Below are 12,793 nucleotides of genomic sequence, written 5' to 3' on the forward strand. Positions count from 1 at the left end.
CATTGGGTCAGCACTGCCGATAGGTGGTCAGTTTCTGGTCTGCCCGTCCCGTCCGGCGAACTAATCTTGAACGTGCAACAGGGTATCTGAACGAGAGGGGTTGGAGCACGTCTTCCTCGGACAGTGCGGGGAGGAACCGGTCGATCGAGGACAGTACGCCGTTCAGTGACCGGTATGATTCCCCGGGTGAGGCGATACTGTCGGTTTTCCATACGCCGGGGACGGCATCCATTTTCCCGGCTCGCTCGGCCTCACTTTCGGTGTAATAGCGGCGTCTTCCGGCACTGCCCTGTGTCTGGCGGCTGGACCGGGAGGGTTTGGCGGTGACCTCGGTTATCTGCACCAGTTGGGGCGGGGAGTGGCTCTGTCCGGGCATCGCCGTGTCGAGATCTTCGCGGACCTGGGCGGCGGAGAGTGAGCCGTCCCGGGTGAAGGTTGCGAGCGTCATCTCTCCTTCATCGGTATAGAAGTCGGGAGTGGCTACGGGTTGGCCGGTGATCTCGTCCTGGGTGACGAACCGTGGGGGGAGTTCGGCGACGGTAAGTTTGGTCAGGTAGAGCCGGTCTGTGTCGACGTGTTCTTCCTCGTCCAAAGCGGAGAGGAGGTCAGTGAGTGCGTCCTCGAATTCGGCCGGGGGCCATGGTTCGGTGTTCCGTGGAGGGCGTTCGGCTGGGTTGTCGAAGTGTACGGTTGACTCTGGGATATACGCTCCCTGTGGTACGCGGACATCGATGGGATAGTCAGGGGTCGCAAGTTCTGGATGGGTTTTATCGCTGCTGGTGGTCCGGCCCAGTTCAAGTGACACCGTAACCGGAAAGACGGTCGGTGGGAGGCATTCTACGGCGCCAAGGGGGTCGGATTCGTCAAAGACGACCGCATCTTGGCTCTCTACGTCAGGTCCTGTCTTACTGGAATCTGATCCACTCATGACGGTTAGTGTGCCCGTACGCTGGCTCTTTCCGCTTGTTCTCAAGCAGTTAGATCCTTCTGAGCCGCTCTGGACACACGGTTACTTTGTTAAAATAATTATGATGGGCTTTGTGGTATATTCAGGAAATAGTGTAGTTTTGAATAGAAAATGATTGTGGTCCTATGATTTTCTGAACATGGCTGGTCTAACAGGTGGTGAATGGTAGGACGTGGTATCCTGCTGTCTCCATTTGAAATCCGGTGTGGTCTACTGTTGTTAAAATCTGGCAGGGTATTTCTGTCCCGGTGATCCGCGATAACCGATGATACACCGGGAATGGGGATGGGTGGTGCTGTCGGCGGGGTGGCCCGGGATGATCTCCCACAGATCGTGGCCGACCTCGTCCTGGATCGAGGAGATGATCTGGAGATCTGGATCCGGCCGGAGCGGGCCGGGTACGGCTACACCGTGGAATGGACGACCGTGGAATTTGACCAGGATGAGCAGGCATGGCGTCCGTCACGGGTTCATGGCGACAGTGCCGGCCAGGACACCGATCGGGCCAGTGTGTGTCAAACGTTAAGCAGTCTCATGGATAATGTTCGAGGGAAGATGCCGACGTTCGACGTGGACCGTGAGCAGATCAATGTGTTTGCGGTCGGGGACCGGTACCTGTTCAAGCAGTATTTTGACGAGGACGCGGTGTTCGATGCGCTCCGCCCGTACTACAACGAGGACGACTATCGGTTCGAGGTGCCGGAAGACGCGTTCGCTGACGTGCAGGAGATCCTGGAGGACCACTTCTACGAGCCGGTCGTGATCCAGGATCTGGAGCCGTTCTGCGTGGTCCACCCGAAGTACACGGAGCATCCGAGCGTCCTGTTCAAGGCGTCGGTCCTCCAGCGGAGTCACGGCGACCGCCACGTGTTCCTTCTGAAGGATCAGTTATCAGTGGAGCAGGCAGTAAACAACGGGGCCACCGCGCTGGCGGAAACGGATATTGACGACGTGTTTCCCTGAGGGGGCTCGCATCGGTGCAGGGTTCCGCGGCGTCCCGGAACTTGGACGGCATTTGAACGCTGGCCGATCGGTGGCTAATCCAGTTATCTTACAGTAACCGACCGGCGAAACCGGTGGGTGGTATTGGGAGGGGCCGGCGGCGCCCGTGACTCATACCCCTGAATTCCAGAACTGTGAGAAATTAAAAGTTTCTTGGCGGCTCGTTTAACGAATGGCGGCCTCTGCGTGGTTTGTTTGCGTATAGGCTGACGGAATCGCTCATATCTGTTTTTCCGGCCTAAGAATGGTTGTTACCGGAACAGCGTTCGCTAATCTGCCCATAAACAATTCGGGGAGCATATAAACAATCTATGGCGAAATGCGGCGATGTGCAGGCGTTATCGGCTGTGAGATGAACGTTCCCGTCCTAAGGTACTTAAAAGGCCATTTTCAAGTACACAACAGGTTGTAAGTGTTCCACGTCCACTGATCGTGGAATCGCTTACGGGTCCCTCCACTCGAGGGAGCCACAACCCCACTTTTGCAGTTACCACATACCCGGAATGGGTACCCAGGATCGGGACCGTCTGGCCCCGATCTGAAAAACAACTGCCAGACACACCAGAACACCAACTGGTTGAACCACAATCAAGGTGAATCACACGATGAAAGTCAAGAACTCAATCAAAAAGGTCGGAGCTGTAGCAGGTTCCGCGCTGATGGTAGGACTGTCAGCCGGTGCTGCTGCATCACTCTCCGACTTCCCAGAACCATTTGTGGAGGACGGCGAAGTCGCCTCCCAGATCGTTGTGGGATCAACAGGACAAGTCGCCGACGTCGTTGGTGCGGTTAACATCGCAGCAGCACTCGGCCACTCAGCAGTACAAACAGAAGAACGCGAAACACCCGGAACCGTCACGGCCGACGTTGACGGTGCAGAAGACGAAACCGACATCCGCGGAGACTGGACTGGCTTTGAAGTCGACAAGTCCGACTTCTCCCAGCTGATCCGTGAGACAGAGGAAGTCGACGGCACCAACCACCGCACACTGGAAACAGTCAGTGTGGACGATAACGGTCTCTACACGGACGTCGACAACGCATCCGCCGTCCTGACGGAACTGGATGCCGGAGACATCGAGTACGAGGTCTCCTACAACCCAGGATTCGAGGAACAGCAGGAGATCCGCATCCTCGGCAATCCGTACACCATCACAGAGATCAACCACGAGGATGACGAACTCCGACTCGGTTCCCTGGAAGAGCACCGGAACCTCGCAGCCGGTGACTCCGTCGAGCACGGTCCATGGTCCTTCGAGATCATCGACGTCGACCGTGACGCGAACGAAGTCCGCCTCGACATCTACGAGGACGGCGAGTTCGACGAGAGTGCCACACTGGGACAGGAAGAGAACGCAACGTTCGGCGAAGAAGGTGAATTCCGCATCGACGTCGTCGACGTATGGTTCGGAGACGCACTGGATCAGGTCCACATCGACACAACCTACAGTGACACGACACTCCGTGAAGACGACGACGAGTCACCGTTCGACGCTGAATGGACGGTCAGCGCAATCGAAGGCGGCTCCGATACCGTGACCAGCATCGCGCTGGAGAACCGGTACTCACTCGCCGAAGACCCGTCTGACGACGAGGACGACATGGAACAGGCCGCCCTCTACGACGGCGACGCCTTCGCCGGACCGGCTGACTACTTCCACGTCTACAACCTCGGTCTGACGGCTTCCGACCACGAAGATGTTGACTTCAGTGAAGAACTCGAAGTCGACTTCGCAGACGCAAACCATCAGGACACCAGTATCGACGTCACTGAACTGACAGACGCGGATGACCTTGGAGACGGAGAACATGAAGGTGTTGTCGGTGTCGGAGACGGTGACGGAACCTACTACCCTGTCGAGTTCGAGGCAGATGTGGATGAAGGTGCCGACGAAGCAGAAGTCACTGTTTCCTATCAGGACTGGGAACACACCTTCGACACTCTTGGAGCCAACGATGATGCGGTTGAAGCATCAGGATGGGGCTTCGCAGTCGCCGTCCAAACTGGTGACCTGGATGGAACTGCCGATCAAGGTCTTGACATCGGTGGAACGGATACCGGTACCGACGAAGGATCGTTCGAAAGCGGTGTCGACCACATCCACACCAGCTTCGGTGCTCAGGTCTCGATGGTCACAGATGCTGGTGAAGACAACGATCAAGACGGTGTCGAAGTCGACTATGAGACTGACGACACCATCACAGTCGCGTACGACGCCGAAGAAGAAATCGACCAGGTTGAGTACGACAGTGACAACGACGGCACGGCAGACGCTATTTCCGCTGGTACTACATGGACGTGCAGGGGCTGCGGAAGGAGGAGGTTCCACGGTTCGTGTTCACCCAGTTCAACACGACCGGGCAGATCGAAACGGTGGACCGGGAGGATATCCCGACGAAGGACGAGGTGAAGCAGTTGATGTCGGCCGCGTTGAACGACCGGGACCGTGCGATCATCGCCGTGCTGGCCGATACCGGGATGCGGCTGAAGGAACTGCGGTATCTCCAGCGGAAGGACGTCGAGTTCGACAAGGCCGGGATCGCGGTGATGACGCCGACCGCGAAGCAGGGGGTCGAAAACCCGCGGGACAGGATGCGGCGGAACCGGCTGACGTTCTCCCGGCCGGCGATGCAGACCTGGTACGAGAACCATCCCCGCGTGGAGCCGGACGCAGCCCTGTTCTGCCGGTTGCGCAGCCCGTACACGGACGTGACTGCACGTGGCTTGCAGGCGATGTTCTATCGGTTGGTGGACCGGGCCGGGCTCCCAGCGGAGCGGCAGGACCGGCTGTCCCTGCACAAGTTCCGGCACCTGTCGATCACGGAGGACCGGCAGAAGGCGTTCATGCGGGACTCGTACGTCGCCAAGAAGCACGGGCACGTGGATACCACGATGCTGCGGCGGTACGATCACCTGACGAGCGACGACGTGGACAAGGCCCAGGTCAAGGCCATGGTCGAGCGCGGCGACCTCCCACCGGACGCGCTCACGGAGATCGAAGGAGGCGAGAACGGTGAGGACGCGCTGAACCTCGTCTCCTGTCCCAACTGCGGGCACGCCGCGGCACCGGACAAGGCGCTCTGTCCCCGCTGCAACCAGGCGCTCGACGCGGACACCGCCGACAAGCTCGACCAGCTGCTGACCGCCCTCCGCAACTACATGGACGCCCAGGGCGTTCCCGACGAGATCGCGGACCTGGTTGACGAGGACACGTCATAGCACCGCCACAGAAAGCGGGAGGCCACGGTCACGGCCCCCTTTCTCCTTTTTCCGTCAGATCATGCACAGCAGCCGCCAGCATGTGGTGGAGTGCCCACCGCCGGGGGACACGACACCGGCCGGGATCGATGACTAGCGAACCGTGGCATGGGTGAACCGCTATCCGGGACCGGTTCCCAGTGATTAGTTGGACATGGTGTACGTCGACTACGACGGATGGGATGGCCACGACCCGGACACGTCCTGGACGGAAGCAGTCAACCGGTTCCTGGCAGCGTCACAGGACCAGCAGCACGCCCGGCTGACAGCGGAGCTGGACCGGATTGTCGAGCAGTTAGATCGGCGGGACGCCATTCACGCGGAGATTGTCGACGACCTCGAGTGGCAGATCAACCGGTACACCGATCGCCTCGAACAGTTGTACCGGTCGCGGACAGGAAAGCAAGATGACGAACGCGCCCATCTGAAAGACCGGATCGATACGTTCCGGCAGCGCCTGCGAGACGAACACCGGAGCCACTGGCGGGACCGGCAGGATCTCGAGGAGGAGCGGCGAGCCATCCGCCGGGAACTCGCAGAGATCGAGGACACCGATCTGTCAGAGGTCCTGTAGCGGTACCGGCCGGATCTCCCGGGTCTTCCCGGTCCTGCCGCCATCGTGGTGTGTGACGTCGATGAGCCCGAGCAGTTCGAGATGGGTGAGATAGTCGCTGATGCGGCGGCTGGTCAGCGGATCGTCCCCCTGCTCGGTACAGTGGGCCGTGTACTGCTCGTAGACCGTGCCCGTCGTCACCGTCTCCGTGTCGACGGTGAGGTGCTCGATCACGGCGAGAAGCATCTTGTGATGCCGGGTAAACGGCGTGAGCCGTGCGTCACGGTAGCGGCGGACCGCGTCCTGTTCGACCGCTTGGACTGCGCCGACCGTTATCTCGTCACGCTGGGCGACTGCACACGCCAGCCAGTGGAGAGCAACTGTCAGGTTCACCGTAGTGGCCGCGATGTATTCAAGGGCGGCAGTGTCCACAGTTTTGGAGGGCAGCGCGGCATCGACCCGCTGCTCGAGGATCCGGTAGACCTGGTCTTCCGTGTACGGTGACAGGGCAATCCGATGTGGCCGGAACGTGCTGTACGTCCGCTCATCGAGGACAGCGGTGAGACCTGGGTGGACGGCGCTGATCCCGATGATGTGGAGGTCGGTCTGCCGGTGGAGGCGGGACAGGAAGTAGAGGAGGTCGCTGCCGTCGTTGACAAGGAGAAACGCGAGATCGTCCAGCACGATGATACGGGTGTCGTGGAGAGCCTGGGCGAGACGCTGCTGGAGCTGGGCGGTATGGTAGCCGGGACTGAGATCGGTGTCGGTGATACGGGCGTACAGTTCTGCGAGGACCTTGTACTGGGTGTCATGCGGGATACAGGAGAGGTAATGGAACGCCGGTGCGCAGGCGTCGAGGGCATCCCGGACGAGCAGCGTCTTGCCTGTGCCGCGGGGACCGTGCAGGTAGAGGTGCTGTGTGGGATCCGTGAGTGCCCGGTGGAGAACATTCCGTTCGTCGGTGCGGTGGAGGATCGCCGGGGGATCTGTCTCTGGGTTCAGAAGCGCACAGCGGTTGCTCGCCATCATGGACACGGTCACCACGCGGTCACGGTTTCACCGGTTTGTCCACGCCGTATTTCGCATGGAGTCGGCAGATTCTCCCGAGAATAATTTTTTAACTTATTACGGGCTTTCGAGTAGAGCCACCTCAATCGGAAAAAATCAATCCAGAGACCGGCTACGGTATGTATACAGGATTTATATAGTCTGAGACCACATTTCATCCGAAACACGGCCTCTCTGACGGTTATTTGTAGTTTTTATGAGAGGTGACGGCAGAAGGATGTTTGGAGGCGCAGACCGACCGGACCAACTGTTCACTGCGGAATCCGCTCTCAGCGCAAGCCATACACCGGACACGATCGTCGGGCGGGACGCGGAGATCGAGGCGCTCGAAGCCGCGCTCACCCCGCTCACCCGGCGGACGGCACCAGAGAACGTGGTCGCGTACGGTCCGGCCGGCGTCGGCAAAACCACGACGGTCACCCACGTCTGCAACCAGCTGGAAGCGGAAACCCGGGTCCGCACGGTCACGATCAACTGCTGGCAGTACAACACCCGGTCCTCGCTGCTCAGCCAACTGCTGATCGCCCTGGGGTATCCGGCACCGCGCAAGGGCCGGCCGATCGACGAACTCCTCCGCCAGCTCCACGAATGGGTGGACAAACACCAGTGCCTCGCCATCGTGCTCGACGAATTCGACCGGCACCAGGCTCAGACCGATATCATCTACGACCTGCACCACGTGAGCCGGGACACCGACAACGAACTCGGGGTGATCCTCATCTCCAACCAGCCACCAGCAGAGCTCCAACTCGATCCACGGAGCCAGAGCCGGCTCAACTACCGGCCGGTGCACTTTGCCCGGTACGACGCCGACGGTCTCCACGCGATCCTCCAGGACCGCGCTGACACCGCGTTCCACTCGGATGCTGTCACCGATGCCGCCCTGCGCAGGATCGCGGACCGCGTTGCCGGGCTCAGCGGTGACTGCCGGCACGCCATCGAACTGCTCCATCGCGCCGGCCGCATCGCCGAACGGGCCCAGGCCGAGACGGTCACCAGAGACCACGTAGAACAGAGCTTCAATCCGGCCCGAAAATGAGGACGCCGGCTCACGTGATTGGTTAGGTCCCGAGATCAGCCGTCGTAGTAGGCGGGGCAGTCCCGGACCGCTTTTCGGATGGTGCGTTCCCGGTAGTCTTCTCGGTCCCGCCATTTGTCCCGGACCAGGCCGCTTTGCTCGAAGAGGCGTTCGATCCGCTTTTCGTCGCCACCGGTCCAGAAGGCGAGGAGGTTGCACAGGGCCTGGTCGGCTTCACTGTGGCTTGGGTAGTTGGAGGTGTCGCCGTTCCAGAGCCGTTCGAACTTGTCGCCGTTCGCAGCGTTCATCGCCTTCTCGACGAGTTCCGCATCGGTGGCCGGGACCGCGGTGCGGTCGGGGACCGGGTCAGTGCTGCTGTTCGGTGCCTGGTCGGCGATGTACTCGCGGTGGAGTGCTGTGAGCGCGTCGTCGCGCTGCTCGATCGTCCGCGGGGTCCCCGGTACGTGGTCGCCGGTCACGGTGAAATACCGGTCCTGGTCGTACAGTTCCAGCTGGCCGTTGCGGTGGCCCTCGTCCGGCACTGTTCCTTCGGCGATCACGTGGTAGCCGCTTCTGCTGGGACTGCGCTCGGTATACGACCCGAGCGTCAGGAGGATATCGATGACCCATTCCTCGAGCATCCCGGTCTCGGGATCACGGGCATCGTCGATATCGATCCCGGCGTACGGCCCGTCAGCCGTAAACACGTAGCCCAGTCCGGCAACGTCGTCGTTCCGGTTGTAGTGGGTGTATGCGTCCCGGTAGGTCGTCCACGTCCCGGGATCGGACACGCTGGCGTACGTCTCGGTCTCCGGGTCGATCGGGACTTTGGTGGGTGTGCCGTCCCGGTCGGCGGTCCGCCAGCAGATCCACTGATCGCGGGCTTTCAGTGGGTCAGGGATGCTCTCCGGGTAGACCATCGTCGTGTGGCGTGCTGGCTCACTTTTTTACCGTGCACCGGAGTTTCCACGCTCTGATCGGTCGTGGAACGGGTTTAGCGGAAGGTGATCTGGTTGAACAGGGTCCGGGACTGCTCCTGTTGGTTGGTGGTATTGCCGCGGGTGGCGACGTCCTGAACGCGGACGGTCTGGAGCACGCTCTGGATGTCGTCATCGTCGCCGTACAGGTGTTTGCCGACGGCGAATGCCTCCTGGCCCTGCGGGGTGAGTTGACCGGTGTCGGTGTCCACGTAGTCGTAGTCGGCGAGGACGGTGCCGGCGCGGTCGATCGCGACCTCCACGGGTTCGTCGCCGATGGTGTCGACCTGCACGAGATCGTCTACCGCCAGCAGATCGTGCTTGAGGGCGAGCAGCCGGAGGAACACGGCCTTGTCCAAGGCGTAAACCGTCTCGGCGCAGTCGGGACAGATGTAGCGGCGGTGGAGCCGGAGGACGCATCGGGGGCAGGCGATGGCCTTGCATTCCCGGCACCGGTGGACGTGCTCGTGCTCGATGATCGGCCCGCCGCAGGTGCAGACGGCGACACCGATCCGGTCCGTGACCGCGTCCAGGGACTCGAGATCGGTGTGGGTCTGCTCCTCCTCGAGGTACGGGTAGCCGCGTTCACCGACCCGGGTCCGGTCCGTCCGGTTGAACGTGTCGTCGTGGTCGAAGGCTGGGTCTTCGGTCATGGGTTACTGGTTGCGTCTGCCGCGGAGCGCGTTGAACAGGGCTTCAATGTCGTTGGCTATGACGTCGCTTGGCGTGGTGCGGTCAGTGTCGGCCGATGCCGTCCCGAGGCCAGGGATGATCCGGCGGATGATTTTTGCGATGAGGTATTTCCGGGCGTGGTCCTTGCAGAAGACCCGGGTGTGGCCGTCCAGCCAGGCCTGGTGGGCCGGGCAGAGGGTTGCTCCACACGTCTCGCAGAACCGGAGGCAGTGTGGACACACCTCGTTGGCACAACCGAGGTACTGGCAGATGCCCGCCAGCTGCCCGACGTGACCGCAGTCGCGGAGTTGGTGTTCTGCCGGGTGCATAGACGAACGTACGGCGTGCTGGGATAATCCTCGTTGCGTGTACGGCCATCTGTCGGTGGAATCGGAACAGCTCTGATGATTTCGTAGGATCGTCGATCATCGGTACATCCTTGTCTAATCGGGTTGTTTACTGCTATCCGCACAGGGTCAATCCCTGCGAATAGACCAGTATGTTCCGTCGATAGATGCTTCAGAAGGACACAACGTACTGTGTTCAGTTCCGTTCCAAAAAATGCCTCCCCAGAGGAGGCGCGTGAAGACGCGGTGATCTGTGGCCGATGCCGCTGTCCGTGCCGTCTACCACCAGCGTTCCGGGGGCAGGTTGGGTGAGACGGTGAAGTCCGTCGACGGGAACGGGTTCTCGGTGTCCCATTCGCGGCCCCAGCTGGTGGTTGGATACGGGTCCTGGTCGCGTGGATTGTCTTTGCCTGCCATGGTTCTACTCTGCCTTGCGGCACTGTGCTGCTACGTGGCCCACGGAAATATGTTGTTTCAATACACGTACCATTCTGATGGTTTCTGGGAGATGTACTGATCGGTGAGCTACCTGCCGATCCGGGAGGCCCGTACCGATTGAGGGGACAGGTACGGACTCTTGATGGCGGTGTCAATCAGTCCGGAAAATAGTGGTTCTGCAGGGCTCTGGACAGCTATGAGTGGTTTTTGCGGCAGGAATGCGTACCCCGAGGATAAGGATGCACGGACAGGACCGCCCCGATCGCACACTGGACGAACTGCGCCAACTGCTCCAGGACCGGGCGCCGTCGCTCCAGCCGCTTGCACCCGCGGCCGGTGTTGACCGATACGTGACGCGCCGCGAATCCGAGATCACGCCGAAGACCGTCGACGAGTACCGGCGTAAGCTCGACTATTTCCTCGAGTTCTGTGAGATGCAGGGAATCGACGACCTGAACGCGTTTGACGGCCGGCTTGTCGATGACTACCGGGTGTGGCGGCGTGATCACGCCTCGGACGCGGTGGACACGCTGGGGGCGAAGACGATGCGGGACGAGATGTACCTGTTCCGGTCGTTCCTCCGGTACCTCGAGTCGATCGAAGCGGTCCGACCCGGCTTGGCTGACCGTGTGGTCGTCCCGGAGCTCGGTGACCGGGATGGCGTCCGTGACGTGGAGATCGCTCCGGAGCAGGTGGCGGCGATCCTAGAGTATCTGAACACGCACCGGTACGCGGACCGCGAACACGTGGTCTGGCTGCTGCACTGCCGGACCGGGCGGCGGCCCGGCGCGATCCAGTCGCTGGACGTCCCCGACGTACATCTTGAAGCGGAGCCGTACCTAACGTTCCGGCACCGTCCCGGAGAGGGCTCCCGGCTGAAGAACGGGACGAAGGGGGAGGGGGATATCGCGATCATGGATGCCGTGGCCGCGGTCCTCGAGGACTATATCGAGCACCACCGTGAGCCGGTGACCGATGAGTACGGCCGGGAACCGTTACTGACCTCGGCGCAGGGCCGGCTGTCGAAATCAGTGATGCGCCGGTACTTCTACAAGTGGAGTCGGCCCTGCGCGTATACGAACGAGTGCCCGCACGGGGAAGTGATCGAGGCGTGTCCCGCTGCACAGTCGATGGATGCAGCAAGCAAGTGTCCGTCAAGTCACGCCAGCTATGCGACGCGCCACGGCCATATCACGCAGCTGCGGCGGCTGGGTGTCCCGAAATCGGTGATCAGCGACCGGTGTGACGTCAGCGAGGAAATCATCGACAAGCACTACGATGAGCGCACCGCCGAAGACCGCCGGCAACTACAGCGCGACCTCTTCGAGCAACTCCACGAACAGGCGGATGAGGACCGCGGCTACATCTGAACGCGTGATGTGCACACCGTCAGGCCATGTGACCAATCACGGGCATGACCTGTGGAGAAAAAACTAGGATGGTCGCTGTGCTAGAGGACCACATGGAGGGGCGTGTGACACGGCGTCACGTCTTGACCGCGGCTGGAGCGGTGGCTGGACTCTTTGCTGGTTGCACCAAGGACGACTCGCTTGATGACAGCGACTGGCAGCAGCTCCACCGCTGGCTGGAGGCGTCACGGTTCACGATCACGGATGCACGGTTCAAGTTCCAGCAGTGGTTCGATGCTCCGGATAGCGTGCCCAGTATCTTGATCGAATTGCTGCATGTGGAGACGGAGGAGTTGCTCCTGGAGTATCGGGAGGAGGTCGACCCGCTTACGTTTGAACTGCCGGAGGGTACTATCACCGTTTCCGGTGATGGATGGGGACTGAACGGTGATGACGAACAGATCAGCCTGACTGTGAGGCGCGTGGGGATGGTCTTGGGTGCTGTCGATAATGCGTGCGAGCAGTTTACGGCGGTGAACGGGGACCCGGATGCGTTAGAGAGTCGCGACGAGTTTGATCGTGTGATCGATGAAGGTGGTGAGCGGCTGGGTGAGATCGAGGAGATCGTGGTAACCGGACGGTTAGATCAGTCGGGTCCGCACTGATCCACGTGCTGGTGGCTCCGGGCAGAGTTTCGACCGGTTCAGGTATCGAGCCACCACACTGGTACCGCGTTCGATCGAGAATTTTTCCTCGGTGGAACTGTCGAAGCCGGTGATCAGTGAGCGGTGTGATGTCAGCGAGGAAATCATCAAAAAGCACTATGATGAGCGGTCAGCGGCGGATCGCCGCGAACTCCAGCGCGAACTGTTCGAAAAGACCCGAACCGAGAAGAACGGTGCCACGACGGGGTACATTTACTTGCCTGTTTGGAAGGAATGCGAACGGAGTGTCGAGTCTTTATACGAGTTGAACCCGACTTTCGCCCGTATGGATGATCGGCAGGGGGCATCAGCATCAGAGTCGATCTTCGGCGGGGAGCCGGCCACCACTGATAGTGTCTAGGGAAGTGCTTTACCTGTAGAGACGCTGGAAGTGGTAATGGGACGGCTCGATGACATCACACTCGAGGAACTCTACGAG

The 12,793-nt window shown here is 60.7% G+C and carries 14 protein-coding genes; 8 read left to right on the top strand and 6 right to left on the bottom strand.

Features of this window, described 5'->3' with window-relative positions:
- Positions 1-7: 7 nt before the first annotated feature.
- Complete coding sequence (locus C446_RS18685) at positions 8-928, bottom strand: hypothetical protein (RefSeq protein ID WP_152419406.1); 921 nt, start codon at positions 926-928, stop codon at positions 8-10.
- 318 nt (positions 929-1,246) lie between these two features.
- Here C446_RS18685 and C446_RS19630 point away from each other — a divergent pair, with 318 nt between their 5' ends.
- The 4 genes from C446_RS19630 to C446_RS08560 all read left to right on the top strand — a co-directional run bounded on the left by C446_RS19630 (position 1,247) and on the right by C446_RS08560 (position 5,802).
- Positions 1,247-1,930: a hypothetical protein gene (locus C446_RS19630; RefSeq protein ID WP_006672685.1), complete on the top strand. Its 684-nt coding sequence runs from the start codon at positions 1,247-1,249 to the stop codon at positions 1,928-1,930.
- A 644-nt stretch (positions 1,931-2,574) separates the two neighbouring features.
- Positions 2,575-4,380, top strand: a complete 1,806-nt coding sequence (locus tag C446_RS08555) for an S-layer protein (RefSeq protein ID WP_083861096.1) — start codon at positions 2,575-2,577, stop codon at positions 4,378-4,380.
- A complete protein-coding gene (locus C446_RS17965) occupies positions 4,344-5,189 on the top strand; it encodes a site-specific integrase (protein ID WP_006672687.1) in 846 nt (281 codons plus the stop codon). The genes C446_RS08555 and C446_RS17965 overlap by 37 nt, the downstream gene beginning before the upstream one ends.
- A gap of 193 nt (positions 5,190-5,382) precedes the next feature.
- A complete protein-coding gene (locus C446_RS08560; RefSeq protein WP_006672688.1) occupies positions 5,383-5,802 on the top strand; it encodes a hypothetical protein in 420 nt (139 codons plus the stop codon).
- Here C446_RS08560 and C446_RS08565 read toward each other — a convergent pair.
- Positions 5,788-6,810, bottom strand: coding sequence for a Cdc6/Cdc18 family protein (locus C446_RS08565; protein ID WP_006672689.1), 1,023 nt, complete (start codon positions 6,808-6,810; stop codon positions 5,788-5,790). The two genes, C446_RS08560 and C446_RS08565, sit on opposite strands and share 15 nt — an antisense overlap.
- 256 nt (positions 6,811-7,066) lie before the next feature.
- Here C446_RS08565 and C446_RS08570 point away from each other — a divergent pair, with 256 nt between their 5' ends.
- Complete coding sequence (locus C446_RS08570; RefSeq protein ID WP_006672690.1) at positions 7,067-7,888, top strand: Cdc6/Cdc18 family protein; 822 nt, start codon at positions 7,067-7,069, stop codon at positions 7,886-7,888.
- 35 nt (positions 7,889-7,923) lie between these two features.
- Here C446_RS08570 and C446_RS08575 read toward each other — a convergent pair whose 3' ends face one another.
- The 4 genes from C446_RS08575 to C446_RS19075 all read right to left on the bottom strand — a co-directional run bounded on the left by C446_RS08575 (position 7,924) and on the right by C446_RS19075 (position 10,280).
- Positions 7,924-8,787 (bottom strand): phage NrS-1 polymerase family protein, encoded by an 864-nt coding sequence (locus tag C446_RS08575; protein ID WP_006672691.1) that lies wholly within the window; start codon positions 8,785-8,787, stop codon positions 7,924-7,926.
- Between the two features lie 74 nt (positions 8,788-8,861).
- The gene (locus tag C446_RS08580) at positions 8,862-9,497 is read right to left on the bottom strand and encodes a hypothetical protein (protein WP_006672692.1); all 636 of its coding nucleotides are present in this window, start codon (positions 9,495-9,497) and stop codon (positions 8,862-8,864) included.
- 3 nt (positions 9,498-9,500) lie between these two features.
- Positions 9,501-9,845: a hypothetical protein gene (locus C446_RS08585; protein WP_006672693.1), complete on the bottom strand. Its 345-nt coding sequence runs from the start codon at positions 9,843-9,845 to the stop codon at positions 9,501-9,503.
- Positions 9,846-10,142: 297 nt separating this feature from the next.
- Complete coding sequence (locus tag C446_RS19075) at positions 10,143-10,280, bottom strand: hypothetical protein (protein ID WP_160162962.1); 138 nt, start codon at positions 10,278-10,280, stop codon at positions 10,143-10,145.
- Between the two features lie 260 nt (positions 10,281-10,540).
- Here C446_RS19075 and C446_RS08590 point away from each other — a divergent pair, with 260 nt between their 5' ends.
- From C446_RS08590 to C446_RS19525, 3 genes are all read left to right on the top strand, one after another.
- Positions 10,541-11,671, top strand: coding sequence for a tyrosine-type recombinase/integrase (locus C446_RS08590; RefSeq protein ID WP_006672694.1), 1,131 nt, complete (start codon positions 10,541-10,543; stop codon positions 11,669-11,671).
- A gap of 68 nt (positions 11,672-11,739) precedes the next feature.
- Positions 11,740-12,315: a hypothetical protein gene (locus C446_RS08595; protein ID WP_160162963.1), complete on the top strand. Its 576-nt coding sequence runs from the start codon at positions 11,740-11,742 to the stop codon at positions 12,313-12,315.
- A 91-nt stretch (positions 12,316-12,406) separates the two neighbouring features.
- Positions 12,407-12,715, top strand: a complete 309-nt coding sequence (locus tag C446_RS19525; protein WP_006672696.1) for a hypothetical protein — start codon at positions 12,407-12,409, stop codon at positions 12,713-12,715.
- The last annotated feature ends 78 nt before the right edge of the window (positions 12,716-12,793 follow it).

It is taken from the genome of Halobiforma nitratireducens JCM 10879, from assembly GCF_000337895.1.
In the GTDB taxonomy this organism is placed as follows: domain Archaea; phylum Halobacteriota; class Halobacteria; order Halobacteriales; family Natrialbaceae; genus Natronobacterium; species Natronobacterium nitratireducens.